The sequence below is a fragment of the Photobacterium japonica genome (assembly GCF_050337005.1).
Taxonomy (GTDB): Bacteria; Pseudomonadota; Gammaproteobacteria; order Enterobacterales; family Vibrionaceae; genus Photobacterium; species Photobacterium japonica.
Genome location: NZ_JAKJSN010000032.1, coordinates 42,805 through 67,483, shown reverse-complemented (window position 1 = coordinate 67,483; position 24,679 = coordinate 42,805). Strand labels below are relative to the sequence as shown.

At 50.5% G+C, this 24,679-nt stretch carries 27 protein-coding genes and 1 other RNA gene; 13 read left to right on the top strand and 15 right to left on the bottom strand.

From position 1 onward, the window contains the following. The 9 genes from L4C36_RS13860 to metK form a co-directional block, all read right to left on the bottom strand. On the bottom strand, positions 1-102 hold a 102-nt coding region (locus L4C36_RS13860), incomplete at its 3' end, for a cold-shock protein (RefSeq protein WP_428478393.1). A gap of 262 nt (positions 103-364) precedes the next feature. Beyond that, on the bottom strand, positions 365-577 hold the full coding sequence (cspE, locus tag L4C36_RS13855) for a transcription antiterminator/RNA stability regulator CspE (RefSeq protein WP_428478385.1): 213 nt from the start codon (positions 575-577) through the stop codon (positions 365-367). A gap of 353 nt (positions 578-930) precedes the next feature. Then, positions 931-1,359, bottom strand: a complete 429-nt coding sequence (gene ruvX / locus L4C36_RS13850; protein WP_428478384.1) for a Holliday junction resolvase RuvX — start codon at positions 1,357-1,359, stop codon at positions 931-933. Beyond that, on the bottom strand, positions 1,356-1,919 hold the full coding sequence (locus tag L4C36_RS13845) for a YqgE/AlgH family protein (RefSeq protein ID WP_428478383.1): 564 nt from the start codon (positions 1,917-1,919) through the stop codon (positions 1,356-1,358). The genes ruvX and L4C36_RS13845 overlap by 4 nt, the downstream gene beginning before the upstream one ends. Positions 1,920-2,060: 141 nt before the next feature. Further along, positions 2,061-3,011: a glutathione synthase gene (gshB, locus tag L4C36_RS13840; RefSeq protein WP_428478382.1), complete on the bottom strand. Its 951-nt coding sequence runs from the start codon at positions 3,009-3,011 to the stop codon at positions 2,061-2,063. Between the two features lie 33 nt (positions 3,012-3,044). Continuing rightward, positions 3,045-3,776 (bottom strand): 16S rRNA (uracil(1498)-N(3))-methyltransferase, encoded by a 732-nt coding sequence (gene rsmE, locus L4C36_RS13835; protein ID WP_428478381.1) that lies wholly within the window; start codon positions 3,774-3,776, stop codon positions 3,045-3,047. Between the two features lie 151 nt (positions 3,777-3,927). Next, complete coding sequence (locus L4C36_RS13830) at positions 3,928-4,683, bottom strand: HNH endonuclease family protein (RefSeq protein WP_428478380.1); 756 nt, start codon at positions 4,681-4,683, stop codon at positions 3,928-3,930. A gap of 185 nt (positions 4,684-4,868) precedes the next feature. Further along, complete coding sequence (locus L4C36_RS13825; protein ID WP_428478379.1) at positions 4,869-5,354, bottom strand: SprT family zinc-dependent metalloprotease; 486 nt, start codon at positions 5,352-5,354, stop codon at positions 4,869-4,871. Between the two features lie 392 nt (positions 5,355-5,746). Beyond that, entirely contained in the window at positions 5,747-6,901 is a 1,155-nt protein-coding gene (gene metK / locus L4C36_RS13820; RefSeq protein WP_428478378.1) for a methionine adenosyltransferase, read from the bottom strand. Positions 6,902-7,298: 397 nt separating this feature from the next. On the opposite strand from metK, the gene tkt reads away from it, so the two are divergent. From tkt to L4C36_RS13790, 6 genes are all read left to right on the top strand, one after another. Continuing rightward, a complete protein-coding gene (gene tkt, locus L4C36_RS13815) occupies positions 7,299-9,296 on the top strand; it encodes a transketolase (protein ID WP_428478377.1) in 1,998 nt (665 codons plus the stop codon). A 279-nt stretch (positions 9,297-9,575) separates the two neighbouring features. Beyond that, entirely contained in the window at positions 9,576-10,631 is a 1,056-nt protein-coding gene (epd, locus tag L4C36_RS13810) for an erythrose-4-phosphate dehydrogenase (protein WP_428478376.1), read from the top strand. A 78-nt stretch (positions 10,632-10,709) separates the two neighbouring features. Further along, on the top strand, positions 10,710-11,873 hold the full coding sequence (locus L4C36_RS13805; protein WP_428478375.1) for a phosphoglycerate kinase: 1,164 nt from the start codon (positions 10,710-10,712) through the stop codon (positions 11,871-11,873). A gap of 138 nt (positions 11,874-12,011) precedes the next feature. Continuing rightward, entirely contained in the window at positions 12,012-13,088 is a 1,077-nt protein-coding gene (gene fbaA / locus L4C36_RS13800; protein ID WP_428478374.1) for a class II fructose-bisphosphate aldolase, read from the top strand. Between the two features lie 274 nt (positions 13,089-13,362). Beyond that, positions 13,363-14,259: a small-conductance mechanosensitive channel MscS gene (gene mscS, locus L4C36_RS13795; RefSeq protein WP_428478373.1), complete on the top strand. Its 897-nt coding sequence runs from the start codon at positions 13,363-13,365 to the stop codon at positions 14,257-14,259. A 155-nt stretch (positions 14,260-14,414) separates the two neighbouring features. Beyond that, positions 14,415-15,113 carry an oxidative stress defense protein gene (locus L4C36_RS13790; RefSeq protein WP_428478372.1) on the top strand — a complete coding sequence of 233 codons (699 nt, stop codon included), beginning with the start codon at positions 14,415-14,417 and terminating at the stop codon, positions 15,111-15,113. Between the two features lie 153 nt (positions 15,114-15,266). Here L4C36_RS13790 and serA read toward each other — a convergent pair whose 3' ends face one another. From serA to zapA, 5 genes are all read right to left on the bottom strand, one after another. After that, a complete protein-coding gene (gene serA / locus L4C36_RS13785; RefSeq protein ID WP_428478371.1) occupies positions 15,267-16,496 on the bottom strand; it encodes a phosphoglycerate dehydrogenase in 1,230 nt (409 codons plus the stop codon). Between the two features lie 301 nt (positions 16,497-16,797). Next, positions 16,798-17,457 carry a ribose-5-phosphate isomerase RpiA gene (gene rpiA / locus L4C36_RS13780; RefSeq protein ID WP_428478370.1) on the bottom strand — a complete coding sequence of 220 codons (660 nt, stop codon included), beginning with the start codon at positions 17,455-17,457 and terminating at the stop codon, positions 16,798-16,800. A gap of 220 nt (positions 17,458-17,677) precedes the next feature. After that, positions 17,678-18,298, bottom strand: a complete 621-nt coding sequence (locus L4C36_RS13775) for a 5-formyltetrahydrofolate cyclo-ligase (protein ID WP_428478369.1) — start codon at positions 18,296-18,298, stop codon at positions 17,678-17,680. Between the two features lie 74 nt (positions 18,299-18,372). Continuing rightward, positions 18,373-18,555, bottom strand: a non-coding RNA gene (ssrS, locus tag L4C36_RS13770) — 6S RNA. A 7-nt stretch (positions 18,556-18,562) separates the two neighbouring features. Beyond that, the gene (gene zapA, locus L4C36_RS13765) at positions 18,563-18,865 is read right to left on the bottom strand and encodes a cell division protein ZapA (RefSeq protein ID WP_428478368.1); all 303 of its coding nucleotides are present in this window, start codon (positions 18,863-18,865) and stop codon (positions 18,563-18,565) included. 271 nt (positions 18,866-19,136) lie between these two features. Here zapA and L4C36_RS13760 point away from each other — a divergent pair, with 271 nt between their 5' ends. From L4C36_RS13760 to gcvH, 4 genes are all read left to right on the top strand, one after another. Further along, entirely contained in the window at positions 19,137-19,781 is a 645-nt protein-coding gene (locus L4C36_RS13760) for a UPF0149 family protein (RefSeq protein WP_428478367.1), read from the top strand. A gap of 30 nt (positions 19,782-19,811) precedes the next feature. Further along, on the top strand, positions 19,812-20,999 hold the full coding sequence (gene ubiH, locus L4C36_RS13755; RefSeq protein ID WP_428478366.1) for a 2-octaprenyl-6-methoxyphenyl hydroxylase: 1,188 nt from the start codon (positions 19,812-19,814) through the stop codon (positions 20,997-20,999). Between the two features lie 2 nt (positions 21,000-21,001). Next, on the top strand, positions 21,002-22,210 hold the full coding sequence (locus tag L4C36_RS13750) for an FAD-dependent 2-octaprenylphenol hydroxylase (protein ID WP_428478365.1): 1,209 nt from the start codon (positions 21,002-21,004) through the stop codon (positions 22,208-22,210). Between the two features lie 281 nt (positions 22,211-22,491). After that, positions 22,492-22,878: a glycine cleavage system protein GcvH gene (gene gcvH / locus L4C36_RS13745; protein ID WP_428478392.1), complete on the top strand. Its 387-nt coding sequence runs from the start codon at positions 22,492-22,494 to the stop codon at positions 22,876-22,878. 54 nt (positions 22,879-22,932) lie between these two features. On the opposite strand, the gene L4C36_RS13740 is transcribed toward gcvH, so the two are convergent. Continuing rightward, positions 22,933-23,139, bottom strand: a complete 207-nt coding sequence (locus tag L4C36_RS13740; protein WP_428478364.1) for a DUF1107 domain-containing protein — start codon at positions 23,137-23,139, stop codon at positions 22,933-22,935. A gap of 464 nt (positions 23,140-23,603) precedes the next feature. Here L4C36_RS13740 and L4C36_RS13735 point away from each other — a divergent pair, with 464 nt between their 5' ends. From L4C36_RS13735 to nqrM, 3 genes are read left to right on the top strand one after another with little or no spacing between them, the layout of a single operon-like run. After that, positions 23,604-23,906, top strand: a complete 303-nt coding sequence (locus L4C36_RS13735) for a DUF134 domain-containing protein (RefSeq protein ID WP_428478363.1) — start codon at positions 23,604-23,606, stop codon at positions 23,904-23,906. A 3-nt stretch (positions 23,907-23,909) separates the two neighbouring features. Further along, complete coding sequence (locus tag L4C36_RS13730) at positions 23,910-24,392, top strand: NifB/NifX family molybdenum-iron cluster-binding protein (protein WP_428478362.1); 483 nt, start codon at positions 23,910-23,912, stop codon at positions 24,390-24,392. Further along, complete coding sequence (gene nqrM, locus L4C36_RS13725; protein WP_428478361.1) at positions 24,389-24,598, top strand: (Na+)-NQR maturation NqrM; 210 nt, start codon at positions 24,389-24,391, stop codon at positions 24,596-24,598. Before L4C36_RS13730 ends, nqrM begins: the two co-directional genes overlap by 4 nt. Positions 24,599-24,679: the final 81 nt, after the last annotated feature.

Sequence of the window (24,679 nt, the reverse complement as noted above, 5' to 3'; positions counted from 1 at the left end):
GAAGTGAACGAATACGTCAGCACCGCCGTTGTCTTGAGTAATGAAACCAAAACCTTTCTCTTCGTTAAACCACTTTACGATACCAGTTGTTTTGTTAGACATAATGTGTCCCTTATATTTAATTTCATGAGTTATCGCTTTATGCGATAGGCTGAAATAAAGATTTTTTAATTATCAATAAAGCAAAGGGAAACACGGATAAAACAACATAAAATGCAGCGATAAACAGTTTTCTTTTACAAAATAGATGATAAATCACATTTTTCAGCAAGTAAGATGTTTAATTAACCTTGTCTTTAATTAAATACCCTATTAGAGATAATAGGTCATTAGGTAGCGGATAACCGCTACCTAATGGTAAGTCTTATAGACCTACAACGTTCGCAGCTTGCGGGCCTTTTTGGCCTTGCTCTACTTCAAAAGATACTTTTTGGCCTTCAGCCAATGTCTTGAAGCCTTCAGAAGCGATAGCGCGGAAGTGAACGAATACGTCAGCACCGCCGTTGTCTTGAGTAATGAAACCAAAACCTTTCTCTTCGTTAAACCACTTTACGATACCCGTTGTTTTATTAGACATAATGTGTCCCTTAAATAATTAATGTAATGAGTCATCGCCGATAATACGCGATATGCTGAGCGTTTGAATTATAAATGTGACGATGAAGCTAAGGGAAACACTGAGGATGACAACAATAACGAAGGTATTCTGAGGGTTTTACTTTTACTTGATGTTTCATTAATAACTCTGAACAACAGAGCGACGCCATTATTTAACTAAAACGTAAACATGTAAAGGTTTATTTATGTTTAATTCAACCTTTCAGTTTTGTCGTTTGATATCACCGCTGCTGCGGGATGTGCATCTCGTCCTGTCCGGCATAAAAAACGGAGAGCCTGAGCTCTCCGTTTTACTCTTTTGCTATACGTTGCTTACCCGTACTGCTGCTCGAACCAGCTTTCGAGGATCACAACTGCAGACTGGGAGTCGATGTTGCCTTTGCTCAGGTTACGGTAGCCACCGCGATCAAACAGGGAAGAGCGGGCTTCTGCGGTGCTCAGGCGTTCGTCATGCAGTTCGACCTGACAGCCGAAACGGCCATGCAGACGGTTGGCAAATTTTTTCGCGCGCGGGGTGATGGCTTCCAGCTCACCGCCTTGCATATCCAGTGGCAGGCCAACCACGACTAAATCGGGTTGCCATTCTTTAAGGATCTTACCAATGTCATCCCAGTTCGGGGTGCCATCTTTGGCTTTTAGCGCCGCTAAAGGGCTGGCGGTGCCTGTCAGCTCTTGGCCGATAGCGACACCGATGCTTGTGGTGCCATAGTCAAAGGCTAAGACGCTACGTGCTTGACTCATGCGTGTCCTTTATCAATCGAAAGGTGGGTGGCATTAATGCCGAGTTGTGCAATGGCTTTCGCCCAGCGTTCATGTATCGGAGTGCTGAACACCACGTCCGGATCCGCTTCGGTGGTCAGCCAGGTATTTTCCGTGAGCTCTTGCTCAAGTTGCCCGGCATCCCAACCGGCATACCCCAGTGCCACCAGAAAGTGATCCGGTGCTTCATGGGTGCCCAGCAGGGATAAAATATCTTTAGAGGTCGTGACCGCGACCTGCTCCGTGAGCGTGATACTGGAACTAAAATGGCCTGTTTGATTATGCAGTACGAAACCGCGATCGGCCGAGACAGGCCCGCCATTGAAGACCGGTTGTTCTAAGCTGTCAGGATTGGTGATCGGTTGTTCGCGTTCAATCTCAATTTGATCGAGCATGCTGCCGACTGAAATATCAATCGGTAGGTTGATAACAATGCCCATTGCGCCTTCATCGTTGTGTTCACAGATGTAGACGACACCGCCTTTGAAGTTGGGATCTTGCATGCTGGGCATCGCAACCAGAAAGTGATTGGTCAAATTCATGGGACTACCTGCTACCTGTCTGCTTTATAACAGTATGCCGACTAATCGGCAGAATTGGTATTCTTGGGCGTGTTTTCTGGTGAGGTTCCGCAACCGAAGCCGGTTGCGGAGAATGCGCATCAAGGCAGTGTGAGCGGGTGCTTACGCCTTGTTGATACGACGTTCGATCGCATCCATGAGTTTGCCGGTGATAGAAATATCAAACGCGGCTTCAATTTCACGGATACAGGTTGGGCTGGTGACGTTGATTTCTGTCAGCTTATCGCCAATCACGTCAAGACCCACAAAGATCAGGCCTTTTTCTTTCAGTGTTGGGCCAACCGCTTCGGCGATCTTACGATCGGTGTCGCTGATCGGACGCGCTTCACCGCGGCCACCGGCCGCCAAGTTACCACGGGTTTCGCCTTTGGCCGGAATACGGGCTAGGCAGTATGGCATCGGTTCGCCGTCGACGACCAAAATACGCTTATCGCCGTTGCTGATGTCTGGCACAAAGGTTTGCGCCATGCAGTAATTCTGGCCCATGGCGGTTAGCGTTTCGATGATCACAGAGACGTTCGGATCGTTTTTCATCACACGGAAAATCGACGAGCCGCCCATGCCGTCTAAAGGCTTGAGGATAATGTCGCCGTGTTCTTGGTGGAACGCTTTGATCTTATCGGCGCGGCGCGTCACCATGGTGATTGGCGTGAGCTCTGGGAACCATGCGGTGAACAGTTTTTCGTTACAGTCTCGTAGGCTTTGTGGCTTGTTGACGATCAGGGCGCCTTCCAGCTCGGCACGCTCAAGGATGTACGTCGCGTAGATGTACTCGGTGTCAAACGGGGGATCTTTTCGCATCAGTACTGCATCGAGTTCCGACAGGGCAATTTCCTGCTCACTGGTGAATTCAAACCAACCCGTTGGATCTTCTTTCAAGCTGACCACGCGGGTACGGGCAACGGCTTTGCCTTGCTCGAGTGACAGGTCATTCATTTCCATGTAGTGGATTTCCCAACCGCGACGTTGTGCTTCCATCATCATGGCAAAGCTGGAATCTTTTTTGATATTGATGGATTCAATCGGATCCATCACGATACCCAGTTTGATCATTCTTTTCTCCTCGTTATTCTTTTCCGTCGGGGCTTAGCCCAGATCACCGAAACGTACCTGCAGCGCGGTAATGGCTGTCATAGCGGCGGTTTCTGTGCGTAGCACGCGTGGGCCAAGCAGCACTTCATCGAACTGGTATTGTTCTGTCATGCTGATTTCTTCGGCCGTTAAACCGCCTTCCGGGCCGATCAGCAAACGTACGTTGGTGACCGGTGTCGGCAGGGTGTTGATGGAGTATTTTGCGCGTGGGTGCAGGTTCAGTTTTAAACCATCGTACGCTTCTGCGCACCAGTCTTCCAATTTCATGACCGGGCGAATCTCAGGCACGACGTTACGGCCACACTGCTCACACGCAGCAATGGCGATTTTTTGCCACTGTTGCATTTTTTTGTCGAAACGCTCGGCATTGAGTTTTACGCCACAACGTTCTGAAATCAAAGGCGTAATGGTGTTTACACCCAGTTCCACGGATTTCTGGATGGTGAATTCCATTTTATCACCACGAGAAATCACCTGACCGAGGTGGATATCCAGCGGCGATTCGCTGCTGTTCTCATGACGGGCTTGGATCTCGACTTCCACACTCTTTTTACTGGCCAGCGTGATCACGGCAGGGAATTCGGCATTGCTGCCATCAAACAGTAAAACCTCTTGTCCGGCTTGCATGCGCATTACGCGGCCAACATGGTTTGCTGCATCATCGCTCAGCAGCACGGTGCCTGAAGACGGAAGGGCTTCAGGGTGGTAAATACGTGGGATTCTCATGGCTATCTTGTAACCTGTTGGGTTTATTCTGGCCGTATTATATACCCCAGTCGAAGAGGGATCACAATGTTACCGTTGGCTGAGGGGCGGCAGAGGGACGGCTGAGAGGGTAAGCGGTCGTACACTGACCGGCTTACCCCCTAGAGGGCGATTATTTCGCGGTGTTTTTACAACGGGCAAGCAGGGCTTGGTATTGCGTGGTTTCACGCGGGGTCAGTGTCAGCTTGTAGCTTTTCACCACGCCGAGGAAACGGGGAATGTATTGGCACTGGTTTTTCGGGGGGAGCCATTCATCCAGCCCTTTTGCGCCTTTTTGACGGTTGAGCGAGGCTTCCACGCTGACCAAGTTTTTCGGATCGTTGGCAAAGATTTTACGCTGGTGGGTGGTCCATGTATTGGCGCCGTGTTCCCACGCCCATTTGAGCGGCACGATATGATCAATATCGATATCAGACGCTTGATAAATGGTTTTGCCAGAATAGGCACTGTTCCAACGGCCTGACACCACGTGGCATTGTTTGTCATCTTTGAACCGCACTTGGCCCACCGATTGGGCGATCAGTGTTTCCATGCGGGCGTTTTGGCAGTCTTTATCGTTATCGCTCCAGCCGTGACCAAAATAGTGGCGTTGGTAGATGGTGCTATTGGCGGTTGCTATCGGCTTTTTCGCTTGTGCGCCTTTTGGCAGACGGCCGCCACTGTCAAGGCAGGCCGAGAGGCTGTCGTAGGCGGTGAAATTTTTGGTGCGCTGATAAGACGCACTGCTGCTGTCATGGCAGATCCCGCTGGTGGATTTCTTCACCACCGTGGATTCAGCAGCATGAGCTGTAGCAGCCAAAGGCAGCAATAGCGTCAGCGCCAATCCGTAGCAGGCGTGGCGAGGCGTGGTGGGCATGAAGTGTCGCATGGCAGTCCTTGAACAGTGAATGATACTGACAAGACTATCACTGAAAGGTTTTTTTAGAAGTGCGTCACGCTGTGTTTTTTGTCACTTACATGATTTGAACCGCGAACGCATTCAGATGAAAGGGATGAGAAAAATAAGAGAAATAAGAGGAAGGGAAGGGATGAGTGTTGCGGGAGTAACGGGCTTTACGTAGGAATAAACGCAAGCGGTTGTGCGCAACGACGGCAGCGGTATTGGGTTTCGCCGCGTTGCACCTTGTTATGACGACGCACGGTGAGCGGATGCTCTTGGCACTGACAGCGATACAGGTAGGTTGTGCCTTGTACGGAACGGACATCCATGCGGTGCGTTGTACGTGGGGGGACGCCAAAGATGTCCTGCATCACGACTTGCCATTCCCGGCCATGGGGACGCACGCGGCCGAAGCGTTTGAACACCACAAGGTGCGCCACTTCATGGGGCACGACTTCATTGAGAAAGGCGTCAGGGTTTTCGGCCAGTAGCACAGGATTAAAACGCACTTCCCAACGTTGTAAATGCGCGGTGCCAGCAATTTTACCTCGTTGCGTAAAGCTGACCACGGGCATCGGCATACGCTTATTCAGTCGCTGATTGGCAACTTTCATACATTGCGCGACGCGGGCAGTCACTTGGTCGTGGAGCGTGGTCATGGTCAGGATCTGTGATGGTGGCAAGGAGAGCAGTATAAGAAATTTAGCAGGGGGAGAGAAGGGACGCGTCTTGAGTAAGAGCGGAAAAGCAAAAGCGGACCTATGGCCCTAAGGTCCTATGGGAAGAGCAAGATCGAGGAACGGTTTTCTAGGGACGAGGTGCGAGAAAAAGGTTTGCTTTGTCTTTGTAGCTCGAAGAGCCTGCTTACAGGACCACAGGACCACAGGACCACAGGACCACAGGACCACAGGACCACAGGACCACAGAATCGCTCTTTCTCGTGCCTTTAGGCTCGATACTCGTCCCTTAAAACGCTTTTCCTCGTCCCTTGAAAACACAAAAAGGAAGCCGAGGCTTCCTTTTTCGTGTCATCTCACTGATGGACTATCGCTTACTTTAGGTTCGCGAAGTCACGTAGGATGTCAGCTTTGTCTGTCGCTTCCCAAGGGAATTCTTCACGACCGAAGTGACCGTAAGCCGCAGTCTTCTTGTACATAGGCTTCAACAGGTCAAGCATTTCGATCAGGCCGTATGGGCGTAGGTCGAAGTGCTGACGTACCGCTTCTACGATGATGTCGTGTGATACTTTTTCAGTACCGAACGTTTCGATCATGATAGACGTTGGATCTGCAACACCGATGGCGTAAGACAGTTGGATTTCACAGCGATCTGCCATGCCCGCTGCAACGATGTTTTTCGCTACGTAACGTGCTGCGTATGCCGCTGAACGGTCTACTTTTGATGGATCTTTACCAGAGAATGCACCGCCGCCGTGACGTGCTGCGCCGCCGTAGGTATCAACGATGATCTTACGACCTGTTAGACCACAGTCACCCATTGGGCCACCGATAACGAAACGACCGGTTGGGTTGATGAAGTACTTGGTGTCTTTGTTTAGCCACTCTGAAGGCAGTACTGGCTTGATGATTTCTTCCATTACCGCTTCTTGCAGTACTGGCAAATCAATGCTGTCACAGTGTTGCGTTGACAGTACCACTGCATCAATACCGACGATCTTGCCTTGGTCGTACTGGAACGTTACCTGAGATTTTGCATCTGGACGCAACCATGGCAATGCACCGTTCTTACGGACTTTTGCCTGACGCTCAACCAAACGGTGTGCGTACGTGATCGGCGCTGGCATCAGCACGTCAGTTTCGTTGGTCGCGTAACCGAACATAATACCTTGGTCACCGGCGCCCAGCTCACGTGGGTCTTCACGGTCAACACCTTGGTTGATGTCTGGCGACTGCTTACCGATTGCGCTCAGTACGGCACAAGAATCGGCATCAAAACCCATTTGTGAGTTCACGTAACCAATTTCACGCACGGTTTGACGGGTGATTTCTTCGATATCAACCCAAGCTGACGTGGTGATCTCACCGCCAACCATTACCATGCCGGTTTTTACGTAAGTCTCACACGCCACACGTGCTTTAGGATCTTGTTCTAAGATCGCATCCAATACTGCATCTGAAATTTGGTCTGCAATTTTGTCTGGATGACCTTCTGATACAGATTCAGAAGTAAACAGGTGCTTCGCCATGAGCGCTCCCACAAGTAATGTTTGTTGAAATGATGGGCTCTATACCAAAAAATCGAGAAGAAAACACACACTATGTATCCGTGTATACGTTTGTATGTATAGAGCTACCTCCGTCTAGACGTCTATAATACCTACTCACCGTATAAAATCAACCGTACGAATGTTACGGAAATACGGAATTCGGCAAGCAAACGATTACCTTGGCGGGCTTTTATTACAGTCAGTTGAGCGAAGTCTGCGATCAGCGCTTTGATATAACACTCATTTTAGGAAGGAAATCGTTTGCAGATATAGGGCAGTGTTTGCGACAATACCCGCCCGCCGAACTCTGGTTATCTGGGTCATGAAGACCGAGATCAAACCGAATCTAAATAGTCTAGGAATTTCTGGAGCAGACATGTCTTCTCGTAAAGCACTCGCAAATGCCATTCGCGCCCTCAGCATGGACGGTGTTCAACAAGCAAACTCTGGTCACCCTGGTGCACCAATGGGTATGGCTGATATTGCTGAAGTATTGTGGCGTGGCCACATGAACCACAACCCACAGAACCCTGAGTGGGCTGATCGCGACCGTTTTGTGCTATCAAACGGCCATGGCTCGATGCTGATTTATTCTCTGCTTCACCTGACAGGCTATGCGCTGTCGATTGATGATCTGAAAAATTTCCGCCAGCTACATTCAAAAACACCGGGTCACCCTGAATACGGTTACGCACCGGGTGTTGAGACCACAACCGGTCCGCTAGGCCAGGGCATCACCAATGCCGTGGGTATGGCGATGGCTGAGAAAGCCTTGGCTGCGCAGTTCAACAAAGCAGGCCACGACATCGTTGACCACAACACGTACGTGTTCATGGGTGACGGCTGTCTAATGGAAGGGATCTCGCACGAAGCGTGTTCACTGGCGGGTACGCTGGGTCTGGGCAAACTGATTGCATTCTGGGATGACAACGGTATCTCTATCGATGGTCACGTAGAAGGTTGGTTCTCTGACGATACCCCGAAACGTTTTGAAGCGTACGGTTGGCACGTGATCCCTGCGGTTGACGGTCACGATGCTGACGCGATCAACGCGGCCATTGAAGCAGCAAAAGCAGAAACCGGTCGTCCGACCCTGATCTGTACCAAGACCATTATCGGCTTCGGTTCACCAAACAAAGCAGGCTCTCATGACTGTCACGGTGCACCACTAGGCGCTGAAGAAATTGCAGCGGCACGTGAATTCCTAGGTTGGGAACACGGTCCGTTTGAAATTCCTGCGGATATCGCTGCAGAGTGGGATGCAAAAGCAGCAGGCGCAGCGAAAGAAGCAGCATGGAATGAGAAGTTCGCAGCTTACGCAGCGGCTTACCCTGCTGAAGCGGCGGAGCTTAAGCGCCGTATGAACGGTGACCTTCCTGCTGAGTGGGAAGAGAAAACCGCGGCAATCATTGCCGATCTGCAAGCGAACCCTGCGAACATTGCGTCTCGTAAAGCGTCACAAAACGCACTGGAAGCGTTCGGTGCGATGCTACCTGAATTCTTGGGCGGCTCGGCGGATCTTGCGCCGTCTAACCTGACCATGTGGTCTGGCTCAAAATCACTGACAGCAGACGATTTCTCAGGCAACTACATCCACTACGGTGTGCGTGAATTCGGCATGACTGCCATTATGAACGGTATCGCCCTACACGGTGGCTTTGTGCCTTACGGTGCGACCTTCCTGATGTTCATGGAATACGCACGTAACGCAATGCGTATGGCTGCGCTGATGAAAATTCAGAACATCCAAGTGTACACGCACGATTCTATCGGTCTGGGTGAAGATGGTCCAACACACCAGCCAGTAGAGCAAATTGCCTCGCTACGTCTGACACCGAACATGAGCACATGGCGTCCATGTGACCAAGTGGAATCAGCCGTGGCGTGGAAACTGGCGATTGAGCGTAAAGATGGCCCATCGGCATTGATCTTCTCACGTCAAAACTTGGCACAGCAACCCCGTGATGCAGAGCAAGTGGCGAACATCGCGAAGGGTGGTTACATCCTGCAAGATTGCGCAGGCAAGCCTGAGCTGATCTTGATCGCGACCGGTTCTGAAGTTGAGCTAGCGGTGAAAGCGGCAGAGCAGCTAACCGCAGAAGGCAAAGCGGTACGCGTGGTGTCTATGCCAGCAACCGATGCGTTCGACAAGCAAGATGCGGCTTACCGTGAAGCGGTATTGCCATCAGACGTGACAGCACGTATTGCTATCGAAGCGGGCATTGCTGACTTCTGGTACAAGTATGTGGGCTTTGACGGCCGCATCATCGGCATGACCACGTTCGGTGAGTCAGCGCCTGCGGATCAACTGTTCGAGATGTTCGGCTTTACCGTGGATAACGTGGTAGAAACGGCACAGAGCCTATTGGCGTAATCGTCAGTCATAAATAACCGCTATCGGGTGTCATGCCCGATAAGGTGATTTATTTCGCTAAGCAAAAAAAGCCTCCCAAGTGGAGGCTTTTTTTATATAAAATGAGACATTGGTCACGGCGTATTTCCCCTTTCATTTGTCTGAAAAAAGCGGGGAATTACGTTTAACATATTGATTAAAAAGGCCGCGCAATAGGGTGGTGACCCTGCTCACAATTATGGTGATTCTGCGAATCGCTTGGTATACACTAGTCCGGCTTATTAATTTTGTAGCACGGATATGACACTAAACGTCGCAATTAATGGATTTGGCCGCATCGGCCGCAGCGTGTTAAGAGCGCTGTACGAAAGCGGAAAATCTGAACAGATCAAGGTAGTGGCAGTCAATGAGTTGGCTGAGCCGGAAGCGATGGCTCACCTTTTGCAATATGACACCAGCCATGGCCGATTTTACAAGCCTGTCAGCCATGACCAGGAGCACTTGTTTATTGCCCATCAAAACGGTGAGCGAGACAGTATTCGTATCTTGCATCAACGCGACGTTCATCTCTTGCCTTGGCAAGATCTCCATGTCGACATCGTACTCGATTGTACCGGTGTCTACGGTTCCCGCGCCGACGGCGAAGCCCATATCAACGCGGGCGCGAAAAAAGTGTTGTTCTCCCATCCTGCTGCCAATGACATTGATAACACCATTATCTACGGTGTGAACCACACGTCACTGAAACCTGAAGACCGCATTGTGTCTAACGGTTCTTGTACCACCAACTGCATCGTTCCTATCATCCAAGTGTTGGATGAACACTTCGGGATCGAGTCCGGCACCATCACCACCATTCACTCCGCGATGAATGATCAGCAAGTGATTGATGCCTACCATACCGATCTCCGTCGTACACGCGCCGCCAGCCAGTCTATTATTCCGGTCGATACAAAACTGCATCTCGGTATCGGACGTATATTCCCGAAATTTTCTGACAAATTTGAAGCGATCTCTGTGCGTGTTCCGACAATAAATGTTACAGCGATGGATTTAAGTGTCACAATAAAAACAAATGTGAAAGTTAATGACGTAAATCAATCACTGGCCGAGGCGTCTCGTTGTACATTAGATGGCATAGTGGATTATACCGAAGCACCTCTGGTGTCGACCGACTTCAATCACGATCCCCACAGTGCGATTGTTGACGGCACCCAAACCCGCGTGAGCAACCAGCATTTGATAAAGCTGTTGGTGTGGTGTGATAACGAGTGGGGATTTGCTAACCGGATGCTCGATACCGCGTTAGCCATGCATGCAACCGACAACATTTCATCGGTGAGCAGCGAGCAATAAGAATTCGTAGGGCTTGGCAGTGACGCTGAGCTAGCAAAACTTTGATTTTTAATTTAATTAATGTTGAGAGGACAAACCATGTCTGTAATCAAGATGACTGACCTGGATCTAGCAGGTAAACGCGTATTTATCCGTGCTGACCTGAACGTACCAGTAAAAGACGGTAAAGTGACTTCAGATGCACGTATCCTTGCATCACTACCAACCATCAAGCTTTGCCTAGAAGCGGGTGCAAAAGTCATGGTTACTTCTCACCTAGGTCGTCCGACTGAAGGCGAGTACGCGGAAGAGTTCTCTCTAGCTCCTGTAGTTAACTACCTAAACGACGCACTAGAGTGCGACGTGACATTGGCAAAAGACTACCTAGACGGCCTAGAGCTAAACGCCGGTGAGCTTGTTGTTCTTGAAAACGTTCGCTTTAACAAAGGCGAGAAGAAGAACGAAGAAGCGCTATCTAAGCAGTATGCAGCACTGTGTGACATCTTCGTGATGGATGCATTCGGTACGGCACACCGTGCACAAGCATCTACGCACGGCGTAGGCATGCACGCACCTGTCGCATGTGCGGGTCCACTGCTAGCCGCTGAGCTAGAAGCATTGGGTAAAGCAATGAGCAACCCTGCACGCCCATTGGTTGCTATCGTGGGTGGCTCTAAAGTATCGACCAAGCTAACTGTGCTTGAATCTCTATCTAAAATCGCTGACCAATTGGTTGTTGGCGGTGGTATCGCAAACACTTTCATCGCGGCTGAAGGCCACAACGTAGGTAAGTCTCTGTACGAAGCTGACCTAGTTGAAACCGCGCAGAAACTAATGAAAGAGTGTGCGATTCCAGTAGCAACAGACGTTGCATGTGCAAAAGCATTCGATGAGAACGCAGAAGCTGAAATTAAGAACGTTGCTGACGTTCAAGATGACGACATGATCTTCGACCTAGGTCCAGATTCAACAGCCGTACTTGCAGACATCATTGCGAACGCAAAAACAATCCTTTGGAATGGCCCTGTTGGCGTATTCGAGTTCAAGAACTTCGAAGCGGGTACAAAAGGTATTTCTGACGCTATCGCTAAGTCTGCAGGTTTCTCTGTCGCGGGCGGCGGTGACACACTAGCGGCTATCGACAAGTTCGGTATCAAAGCGGATGTTTCTTACATTTCAACGGGCGGCGGTGCATTCCTTGAGTTCGTAGAAGGTAAGGTACTTCCAGCCGTTGCAATGCTAGAAGAGCGTGCAAAAGCGTAATAAATAAGGCGGGAGCATGAAGCTCCCGTACTTAAACGTTTGTGCATTGGGTCAGGTTTTTATAGAATACTGACCAGTAGCAAACGTTTGCAAAGAGTTTAAATTCACAAAGACAACAAGGTAAATAGGACTATTGTTATGTCTAAGATCTTCGATTTCGTAAAACCTGGTGTTATTTCTGGCGATGACGTACAGAAAGTATTTGAAGTAGCAAAAGAGAACAACTTTGCACTTCCAGCTGTTAACGTTGTTAACACTGACTCAATCAACGGTGTTCTTGAAGCAGCGTCTAAAGCAAAAGCACCAGTTGTTGTTCAGTTCTCTAACGGCGGTGCAGGTTTCTTCGCTGGTAAAGGCGTGAAACTTGAAGGTCAAGGTGCACAAATCCTTGGTGCTGTTGCTGGTGCGAAATATGTACACGCTGTTGCTGCCGCTTACGGTGTACCAGTGATTCTTCACACTGACCACGCAGCGAAGAAATTGCTACCTTGGATCGACGGTCTACTAGACGCGGGTGAAGTATTCTTCGCTGAAACAGGTAAGCCTCTATTCTCTTCTCACATGATCGACTTGTCTGAAGAATCACTAGAAGAAAACATCGAAATCTGTGCTCAGTACCTAGCGCGCATGGAAAAGATGGGTATGACACTAGAAATCGAACTAGGTTGTACTGGTGGTGAAGAAGACGGCGTAGACAACTCTGATATGGACGCGTCTGAGCTATACACTTCTCCTGAAGATGTGGCTTACGCATACGAGAAACTAAGCGCGATCAGCCCACGTTTCACTATCGCGGCATCTTTCGGTAACGTACACGGTGTTTACCAAGCGGGTAACGTTGTACTGACTCCAACGATTCTACGTGATTCTCAAGCATACTGTGCAGAGAAGTTCGGTATTGCACCAAACGCACTAAACTTCGTATTCCACGGTGGTTCTGGTTCTTCTGAAGCTGAAATCAAAGAATCTATCGGCTACGGTGTGATCAAAATGAACATCGATACTGATACACAGTGGGCAACGTGGGACGGTATCCGTACTTACGAAGCTGAAAACCGTGATTTCCTACAAGGTCAAATCGGTAACCCAACGGGCGAATCTGCACCTAACAAGAAGTACTACGATCCACGCGTATGGCTACGTGCTGGCCAGGCGTCAATGGTTACTCGTCTAGAGAAAGCATTCGCTGACCTAAACGCAATCGACGTACTATAATTTCGTTTTAAACGAAATCTAGAAAAGCCCGCGCAAGCGGGCTTTTTTTTATCTGGATAAAGTGAAGTGTGTGTAGAGCCCACTTTTCTGTTGGTGATCAGTCGCGGTGGAGGTATTATCCCGCGCATAAAATGGCCACAGAAATTAGGCCATACACCGGTGATCACTGATATAGTGATGATTGCATAAATAGTAAGCTTTTTTTTATCGACGCGTATTGCACTGCCGTACCGAGAGGGCGGTTGGGAAATACCACAAGCAGGATGAGATAAGTATGAGTGAGAGTGTTGCATCAAGTGTGACGGACTCGGTAGTCGAGACGATTACCGATAATGAGCTGACCAATGGCGTGTTGCACGCGGGGAATTGGATTGCAGATAACCATGATTTGTTAGTGCAGTATGGTGTAAACATCATTTCTGCTCTGTTGATCCTGTTTATCGGTAATATGATCACCAAAGGCATTGCTAACGGTGTAGCAAAAGTGCTGCGCAAGAAAGAGATGGATGAAGCGGTTGTTGAGTTCCTACACTCATTGGTTCGCTATCTGCTGTTTGTGATCGTATTGATCGCGGCATTGGGCCGTGTTGGCGTACAAACTGCGTCTGTGGTTGCTGTGATCGGTGCGGCCGGTTTGGCTATCGGTCTGGCACTGCAAGGTTCATTGTCTAACTTTGCTGCGGGTGTCTTGATTGTAGCATTCCGTCCATTTAAGTCTGGTGACTTCGTAGAAGTGGGTGGCGTATCGGGTCTGGTTGAAGCGATTCAGGTGTTCTCAACGATCCTGAAAACCACAGACAACAAAATGGTTGTCGTTCCTAACTCTGGTGTCATTGGCGGTCCGATCACGAACTACTCTCGTCATGCGACCCGTCGTATCGATTTCGTGATTGGTGTGTCTTACAAAGCGGATCTGAAGAAAACGAAAGCCGTACTTGAGCGTGTTGTTGCGGCAGAAGCGCGTGTACTGAAAGACGTTGAAGCGACTGTCGGCGTAGTGGCATTGGCCGATTCATCGGTGAACTTCGTGGTGCGCCCATGGGTAAACACGGAAGATTACTGGCCTGTGTACTTTGATTTGCTACAAGCAATCAAAGAAGGCCTGGATGAAGAAGGTATTGAGATCCCATTTCCACAAATGGATGTACATCTCAACAAGCTAGAAGGCTAAGCCTTTATTGCTGAATGGATTTAAAAATGGAGCCGAGAGGCTCCATTTTTTTATGCTTAATAAAACAATGTACAAAAAAAGAAATAATCCATGGAATCTTTTGCCTCATGTTGTTGTCGAAGGTACATATCCTAAAATAACGACGGGCAACTTCGATGAAAAAACACCTTTTGGCAGTGATGCTAGGATTGGGTCTATTAGGCACCAGCGGCGTGGCATCGGCGGACATTTCTGTCCCTCATTTGGAAACCACCGGTAGCGGTGAAATCACGGTACAGCCGGATATGGCCGTATTTTCTGTGGCGGTAGAAGAAGTGAAACCGACCGCACAAGCCGCCAAGCAGGCGGCGGACCAAGCCGTGACGGCGTTTGTTGAGCGTTTATTGGCGCAGGGCTTAGAACGTAATCAGATCCAAAGTGCCAATATCAGTTTGCAGCCGCAGTACACCTACCCGAAAAATAATGCGCCTCAGTTGAAAGGCTACCGTGCCAGCCGCAGTATTACCGTGACAGTGAATCAATTGGATAATCTGAATACCTATTTGGATCATGCATTAGGGGATGGCATCAACCGTATCAACGCCATTGAGCTGAAAGTGCGTGATGAGAAGACGTTCCAAGAGCAAGCTCGTCAGGCCGCGATCCAAGATGCAATAAACAAAGCGGAGTCATTGGCGAAAGGGTTTGGTGAGAAGTTGGATGGGGTATGGAATATTTCGTATCAGTCAAATCAGCCACGTCCGATCATGATGCGTATGGCGATGGACAGCCCGAATGAAGCGGCCATGACCTACCAAGATGCCCAGATCACCATTCGTGACCAAGTGGCAGTGACGTTTAAGCTGGAAGATTAAGCAAGAGAGCAGGGACGAGGGGCGCGTCTAAAGGAAAAGCAGGAAAAGCCAGATAAAGCACGGATGAAAAAAATGGGACACGTTGCCGTGTCCCATTTTCATAATATTACTGAACCTCGAACCTCGAACCTCGAACCTCGAACCTCGAACCGTTTAGTGCAGAATACGGGCGCGAATGGTGCCGTCGATGGCTTTGAGTTTCGTCAACGCTTCTTCAGAGCGTTCGGTTTCGACATCAATCACCACGTAGCCCACTTCAGCGCCTGTTTGCAGGTACTGGGCGGCAATGTTGATGCCTTCCGAGGCAAAGATGGTAGTGATTTGATTCAGAATACCAGGGCGGTTTTCGTGAATGTGCAACAGACGCGAGCAATCACGGTGTTCAGGCAAAGACACTTCCGGGAAGCCAACCGCAGACAGGGTCGAACCGTTGTCAGAGTATTTGGCCATCTTGCCAGCCACTTCCACGCCGATGTTGGCTTGGGCTTCTTGCGTTGAGCCACCGATGTGCGGCGTCAGCAACACGTTGTCAAACTTCATCAGTGGGCTTTCAAACGGGTCTTTGTTGGTTTCTGGCTCTACCGGGAAGACGTCAATGGCCGCGCCTGCAAGGTGATTGCTTTCCAAGGCGCTGCACAGTGCATCAATATCGACCACCGTGCCACGGGCGGCATTGATGAAGATTGAGCCCGGTTTCATGCGGGCAAACTCTTCTGCCCCCATCATATCTTGCGTGCCTAGCGTTTCAGGCACGTGCAGACTGATCACATCACACTTATTGAGCAACTCGCTCATGGTCATGACTTGCGTGGCATTACCGAGTGACAACTTGTTTTCGATGTCATAGTAATAGACTTTCATGCCCAAGTTTTCCGCTAAGATCCCCAGCTGCGTACCGATGTGGCCGTAGCCGATAATACCGAGACGTTTACCACGGGCTTCATACGATTGATCGGCGGATTTGATCCACTCGCCACGGTGTGCCTTAGCATTTTTCTCAGGGATCCCACGCATTAGCAACAAGATTTCACCGAGGACTAATTCTGCCACACTGCGGGTATTTGAGAAGGGGGCGTTAAAAACGGGAATACCACGCTTGGCGGCCGCTTGAAGATTCACTTGATTGGTGCCGATGCAGAAGCAACCGACCGCGATCAATTTCTTCGCCGCGCTGAACACGTCTTCCGTTAATTGGGTGCGCGAACGGATCCCGACAAAATGGGCATCGGCAATAGCGTCTTGAAGCTCCTCACCGGAGAGCGAACCTTTGTGGTACTCAATATTGCTGTAGCCCGCGTGTTGCAGTACCTCGATGGCTGAAGGGTGTACGCCTTCGAGCAGCAAGATCTTTATTTTGTCTTTATCCAGTGAAAAGTGTGCCATTGATATCCATCCTTAATACGTGAGGCATAACGTGGCGATATCGGTCTCTGGGAGGGGGAAGCTGGAAGGAAATGCTTCGCTGATTTGGGTGTGCATAGTGCCCACCGTATCCGGAGTTGCCTATTCTCGTCACGTTATAGGTTGCTTACATGCTATTGCTTAAACTACCAAAAAATAACCAGAATGGGTAAAAATATTACAGAACTGAATAAAAAAAACGGCATAAAGGATGCCGTTTCGTAAGAAAGTAACGTATTCAGCGCTATTCCCTCATAGAGAGAGAGGAATCTACGCCAAAGCGTTATTTTTCAAATTTTTTCACGCCTTCCGGGGTGCCCATCAGCAGCACATCTGCACCACGGTGGGCAAATAGACCGACAGTCACCACGCCTGGCAGGGCATTGATTTTGTCTTCCAACTCTTTCGCGTTGGTGATCGCCATGTTGTGCACATCTAAAATGATGTTGCCGTTATCGGTGATACAGCCTTCACGGTAGACCGGATCGCCACCCAACTTCACCAACTCACGGCCAATGAAAGAGCGTGCCATTGGGATCACTTCCACAGGCAATGGGAATTGGCCTAGCACGTCGACTTGCTTGGTGTCATCGACGATACAGATGAACTTGTCTGCGATTGCCGCGACAATTTTCTCACGCGTTAGGGCCGCGCCGCCGCCTTTGATCATGTCGTATTCGCCGTTGATTTCATCAGCGCCATCAACATACACATCCAGGCAGGCCACTTCGTTCGCGTCAAACACAGGAATGCCGATTTTTTCCAGACGTTCTGTTGACGCCACAGAGCTCGATACCGCCCCTTTAATTTCTTCTTTACGGGTTTCCAAAGCATCGATGAAGTGATTCACGGTTGAGCCAGTGCCCACACCCACAATGCTGCCTTTTTTGACGTACTCAAGTGCAGCCCAGCCGGCAGCTTTTTTCATTTCATCTTGTGTCATGCTTTTCTCCTGATGATGACATACATAGCGCAGAGCGCTGATTATAGCCAAAGCCGTGCGTGCCGTCAGTCCCTAAGCGGGAATGTTTTTTGTGCTAGAGGTAGCAAGAAAAGATAATTCTATTAATAACATAGGCTTAATGTTGGCAGTGTGGTGATAAAAAACCAAACGATTGCGTTAAGCGGTGCAAAACAGGGGCTTATCACTAAAAAGAACAGGGTTACCAATGAAAGTGACGAGAGGGAGTGAGGATATCGGGCAGGGGCACATCCCACGCTTCAACGGGCAGAGAAGTAACGTGTTGGCAGTCGTGGGCAAGGCCAACAGGGCGTGGCCCCTGACGGTGCTGGTGCCATTGCATTAAGGTGCGGTCGTAATAGCCGCCGCCCATGCCTAAGCGCTGTCCGAGTAGATCAAAGGCCACCAGCGGGGTGCAGATCAAATCCAGCGCCATGGCGGGTTTCACGGCCCGAACATCGAGTTTTGGCTCGGCAATGCCATAACGGTTGGTGTGCATGGGGGTGGTCGGGGTGTAGTGCAAAAACAACAGGTGCCCTGGGCTGAACGGGTGCAGGACCGGCAAATAGACATCACGGCCTTGCTGCCACAACCAATGGATCAGGGGTTGGGTATCAATTTCGCCGTCATAGGCCAGATAGAGCGCAATATGGTGTGCTTGAGCCAATGTCGGGGAGCGGGTAAATCGGGTTAATAGATCGTGTGCGGCTTGTGTTTGTTCATTCGCACTGAGTGCGCGACGCTGTTGGCGGATCTGTTGACGTAGGGTATGGCGGATAGTGTGTTGAGAGGGTTGTGCGTGAGACGGTGTTGCAGGTTTCATGGGTCATCCAATGACGGTTTGGTGACAATGTCTTGTCGACGCAGCTGACGAATTCCATTCGTCGTCGTAAGAGGTGGTGCCCCAGAGTGCCGTTGCGCATTGTGGCCCTTGAACCAGATGTTCAAGGTGGACCAGCAACATTAACCGTAGGCTTCTCGGTACGGGCCGAGCATGCTCAATAGCTAATCAAAGCTGATCCTGGGTATTTGCTTATCGGCTCGGGGACGTTAATACGCTGACGAACACCCCAGGGTCAATTCATTATCAACGCTCAGGCTGATATTGCAATGCTTTCTCCAATAAATCTTCCATCTGGTTGATTCTAGTGGACATTTTTTCAGCACTACGTTGTTGTTCTTGGCGCTCGCTGTGAAGCTCGTTGCAGATATTGAGGCCGGTGAAGATCAAAAGTTGTTCTGGGTTAGTGATCTTCGTACGTTCAGAGAGATCGTTCAGGCGCTGGTCAMAATCAGCGGCAGCCGCACGCAATGCCTCTTCCTGACCGGTTGGGCAATTCACTTTAAGGGTGCGGCCAAAAATCTGAATTTCTACTGCCTGATTACTCATAGCTTTTTAATCTGCTCCGTGTCAGATTGCTCAATATAGCATTCCGCTTGCGATACGCGTTTAGTGGCTCAATATAGAAAAAGCCCTACCAACATGCAAGCAAGCATATCACGCTTTATGCTCAATAGTGTCTGACTAATCAGATATTAACCAGATTGAGGTAAACGTGGCCCTGTGGCCGGAATTGCCAAGTGACGCTGCTTTCGGTTAAGTGGTAGCATACTCTACCATAGATACCCCTATAGACACCCACGAGAAAAAGGTGAACGCCATGAGCGAAGTGAAATTGCCAGCTTACGAAATCCTTGAGCCACGCTTGAAAGAGCAAGGCCTTGCTGTGACACCGTCAGAATTGCACGGTTTGTTGAGTGGCATGATCTGTGGCGGACTGGCCGTCGACGGCGAACAATGGCTCACCCCGATCTGCGATTACGCCAATCAGGGCGAAGTGATGACAGACGGCGCCAAAAGTGTGGTGCGTTCAGTATTTACTGCGGTGTCCGATGAGCTGACACAGGTGACACAAACCCTGTTTACCTCAACGGCGGCAGAATTGGCCGACGTGGATTTCCATGTCTCTCTTCTGCTACCGGCGGAAGACGCGGACTTGATGGTGCGCGCGGAAGCCCTGAGTGAATGGGTGACCAATTTTATTTCGGGTCTGGGCCTGATGGGCATGGACAAGCAAACCCTCTCTGACGATGTGACAGAAGCGGTGGCGGCGTTGGAAGAAATCGCCCAACTGGGTATTGATGAAGATGAAGAAATGGACGAGCAAGCGATGTTGTTTGATAACGTCGTTGCGTACGTGCCGGAGTGCGTGTTGGTGTGTTTGGTCGGCTTGAGCCAGCGCGGAGAGGTCGATGAAGACGACGCGTTTGGTGTTCCGTCTGACGATCAACCAACCTTGCATTAATCCATCACGGTCATCACGAAGAGGCGAAATGTGAAGCAGTACGATGTCGTCATTGCCGGTGGGGCGATGGCAGGTGCCACGTTGGCAATTGCGTTAGACCGTTTGAGCGGCGGGCAGTTGCGCATTGCGGTCGTTGAAGCGGTCGCGCCGCAGCAGGATTACCATCCCGGCTATGATGCGCGCAGCATTGCCCTGTCATTGGGATCCGCGCACGGCTTGGATCACATTGGGTGCTGGGCGCCGTTGTCTGCCGTGGCGACAGCGATTGATCATATCCATGTGTCGGATCGCGGCCATGCCGGTCGTGTGACGATGGACGCCCATGCTCTCGCGGTCGATGCGCTGGGTTATGTGATTGAATTGGCGGATGCCGGTCGCATTTTTCATCAAATGTTGGCCGACACGCCTGCCGTTGATCTGTATTGTCCTGCGACTATTTGCGCCATTGCGCGTACACAAACCAACGTGACCCTGACCCTTGATTCGGGGGACTCGCTCAACGGTAAGCTGTTGGTGACTGCTGATGGCGCGGTGTCGGCCTGTTGCAACATGGTCGGTATTGGCCGCAGTGAATACGATTTTGAGCAAGTGGCGGTGATCGCGAATGTGACGACCGCCGAGCCGCACCGTGGCCGGGCGTTTGAACGGTTTACGGCGCAGGGGCCGGTGGCCTTGCTGCCGATGTCGGAAGGGCGCAGTTCACTGGTGTGGTGTGTCCGTCCGGATGCGCGTGATACCGTGATGGGCTGGAACGATGATGAGTTTTTAGCACACTTGCAGCAGATCTTTGGTTGGCGCTTAGGGCGGTTGGTCAAAACCGGCGCGCGCAGTGCGTATCCGTTATTATTGCGCCAAGCCCTGCGTTTGACCTCTCACCGCGTGGCGGTGGTGGGGAATGCCGCACAAACGTTGCATCCGATCGCCGGGCAAGGCTTTAATCTGGGCTTGCGTGATGTGCTGAGTTTGGCTGAAGAAATTGTACAAGGTGTGGCGGAATACGGGGATGCCGGTTGTACCGCCGTGCTTAGCCGCTATCGTCAGCGCCGCGAACCGGATCGCCAAGCCACCGTCGGCATGACCGCCGGTTTGGTCAGTGTGTTTGCCAATGAGGCCATGCCACTGGTGGCGGGGCGTAATCTTGGTCTGATGGCCATGAACACCTTTGATGTATTGAAAGCTCCGCTGGTACGGCGAGCGATGGGACAGGTAGAAAGATAACCATGATGCAAAGTGTTGATGTCGCGATTATTGGCGGTGGAATGGTGGGCTTGGCCTTGGCGGCTGCGTTGGCAGATACCGAGTTGCGGGTTGCCGTGATTGAAGGTCACCAACCGGATCCAACATTGGCAGAATTACCGGATCTGCGAGTCTCTGCCTTGAGCCGTGCCAGTGAGCGTATTCTGCGCCGCGTGGGCGCGTGGCAAGGCATTGAAGCCCGCCGCAATGCCCCGTATGACAAAATGCAGGTGTGGGAACAAGACAGCTTTGCCAAAATCGCCTTTGATGCTGCGCGTTTAGCCCAGCCGAACTTGGGGTACATCGTTGAAAACCGTGTGATCCAACTGGCTTTGTGGGACAAGGTCTCTCAGCTGGATAACGTCACCTTGTTGGCTCCTGAGCGTTGCGAGAATATCGTGTTCGGTGAAAGCGAAGCCTGGTTGACGCTGGCATCCGGCAAACACCTGACCGCCAAGCTGGTGGTGGGCGCCGATGGGGCGCACTCTTGGCTGCGTGACAAGCTGGATATTCCGTTGACCCATTGGGACTACGGGCACAGTGCGATTGTGGCGAACATTCGTTGTGCTGAGCCGCATCAGGACACGGCGCGTCAGATCTTCCGTCCACAAGGGCCGCTCGCGTTCCTACCATTGCCGGAGCCGGATCTGTGTTCCATTGTGTGGTCAATGCCGCCGCTAGAGGCTGACGCGCTCTGTGCTATGTCAAACAGTGAGTTTAACAAGCGCTTGACGAGCGCGTTCGATAATCACCTAGGCTTGTGTCAGGTGGAAGGGGAACGCCGAGCGGTGCCATTGAAGATGCGTTATGCCCGCAGCTTCGTTCGCGATCGCGTGGCGTTAGTGGGCGATGCGGCACACACTATTCATCCTTTGGCTGGCCAAGGCGTCAACTTGGGGTTGCTCGATGCAGCGGCCTTGGCGCAAGAATTGAAACGCTTGTGGCAACAGGATCAAGACATCGGCAAGCTGGCGAATCTGCGTCCATATGAACGCTGGCGTAAAGCGGAAGCGGCCAAAATGATTGCCGCGATGCAAGGGTTCAAAGACTTGTTTGCCGGCGCGCATCCCGCAAAAAAGCTGGTGCGCGATCTGGGCATGCTGTTGGCCGATAAGGCGCCGGGACTGAAAGACGAGTTTATGCGCCGTGCATTGGGGCTGAGCGGTGAGTTGCCGGATTTAGCCCGTTACTGAGTGATGTGCGTCGCTGATTTTAAACCGCCTATTGGGCGGTTTTTTTGTGCCTGATGAATACCGGTTTCTGCGGTTAATAACATGAATACATAGTGCTTTATCGCAAGTTTGAAAAAATCGATCCGGAGCGGGAATTTTTCTCCTACAGTAAATATCAGGAAAAACGAGGGGCGGCGTATCCCACGATGTCGCTCTCTTTCATGATGACGAAACCCGTGCTGCCTGATGCTTTTTTCGGTGTCGAGCAGGTTATTTTCATAAGGACGTTTACGATGAGCTATATCCCTTCTGAATTGAAATATACCCACACGCACGAATGGGTGCGCCCCGAAGGCGAGGGTGTGTACACCATAGGCATTACCGATCATGCCCAATCCTTATTGGGCGATATGGTGTTTGTGGACTTACCTGAAATAGACAGCGCCACAGAAGCCGGTGAAGACTGTGCGGTGGCGGAATCGGTGAAAGCCGCATCAGACATTTATGCGCCACTGACAGGGTTTGTGGTGGCCGTGAACGAGGATCTCGAAGGGGCGCCGGAATTGGTGAACAGTGATCCCTATGGTGACGGCTGGTTATTCCAAATCAAAGTCGACGATGACGGTGAAGACGGGGATTTACTGGATTCGGACAGTTATCTCGATGTGATCGCTGATGATGACGATTAATGGATCAAAAAAAGCCCAATGATGGGCTTTTTTCTGGCAAACACGATGAAACGGTTAGTAGGCGCTGTCTTTCATGCGTCTGATTTCTTGGTTGATTTCATTCACGGTTTGGTAGTGGCGGTGCTCTGCCTTAATGGGTACCATTAACAATCCATTGTTAAATTCATAACCTCCACGGCCATCAATATAAATCCGACCACTGAATAAACGACTGACGTGCTTTGCGATCATTTTAGGCACGTAGCGTTTGAACATGCGCATAATTAGTCAACCTTTCCCTCTGTTTTTGACGGTGAGAAGTGTAAATCAACTTTTTGCCCGCTTCTGTGATGCCTTCAGCATAATGAAAATGTTAAAACTATCTTATTATTGTGTTTCTTTTGTCAGTAAGCGCCTCGATAGTGAATTCTCCTTGTTTTAACACGCTCGGTATGGCGGAGAAGGCTATTCTGGCGCTTGGTGTGCGTGGTTTAACGGTGAAAATACAGATTTTTCATCGATCTGCGATGAAATGGTGGCGAAAGGCAACAAAGTCAAGATGTACGTGCTTATTACGGTGGCTCGCAGATAGGGGAGTGTCACCGATTGGCTGCAAAGTTGTTAAGCGATATTTTGCTTTGGTGTGGGTGTTTTTGCATGATCACTGCGCAAGATCAAAGTGAGTTATTGGCATATGCCAATAATAGGGCGCTGTTGTGATAATAGCGATGACGAGAGTAAAGAGGATGCCTAGACCGAAAATAGCCCGCCGGATCAGTTGCCGCCCAGCTTATCAGTGTTTTAAACCCAATGGGGTGCCGATGTCAGAATTGACGGCCATCCTGCTGGCGGCTGATGAGCTAGAGGCGCTGAAGTTGGTTGACGTGAATGGGCTCAATCAACAAGCGGCGGCCTTGGCGCTCGGCGTTTCTCGTCAAACGTTGGGTAATATTGTAGCCAGTGCGCGGCATAAAGTGGCTAAAGCGCTGGTGGGGGGAATGGCGTTAGAGCTGGCCTCGCCGCTAACAAGTGATCGTGAAAAGGAATAAGAAATGGCATTGGCAATTGCAGTGACACCAAGACAAGAAGTGGCGGGCCACTTCGGCAAAGCGGCGACGTTTAAAGTCTATGATGAACAAGGGCGCTGGTTAGCTGACCTTGAAAACAGCGGCAGTAAAGCGGTGGGATGTAAGCATAAAAAGCTGATCCAACGCCAGTTGGCGGAGCAGGGCGTATCAACCATCATTCTGGGTAATGTCGGTCAACGTTCTCTGGCAAGGTTGCTCAATGCTGGCTTTGTTATTTTCCGCGTGCCGTCACGCAGCGCGTTGACAGACGTGCTTAATGGTACCGTTCCCCGTGAAGCGTTAACCGCTGCCGAGCAAGGCCGTCCGTGTAAGCGTGAAAAAGGTGGATGCGGTTGTGGGTGCGGTACCAAAAAAGCCGCGCCAGCGCCTGTGGCGAAGATCGGCACCCGTACGCTGGGTGCTTCTGTGCTGAAAGGGTTGACGAAAATCGGAGGATTGAAACTATGACCTACGTGTTAACGGTGGTGGTATTTTTATTGGTGATCGGCGGCATGGCCATCGGTTTACTGAAGAAGCGTTCGATTCAAGGCAGCTGTGGTGGTTTAGCCAATGTGGGCGTGGATAAAGAATGCAACTGCAAAGAGCCGTGTGACGAGCATAAGTTGTATCAGATCCAAGAGCCTGGGCAGAGCGAGCCCTCTGCGGATAAATAACGGTATCACTCATGCGCGGTAAGCGCGGGCTGCATACTAAAAAAAAACGGTGTCGCGTAGAACGTGACACCGTTTTTTATG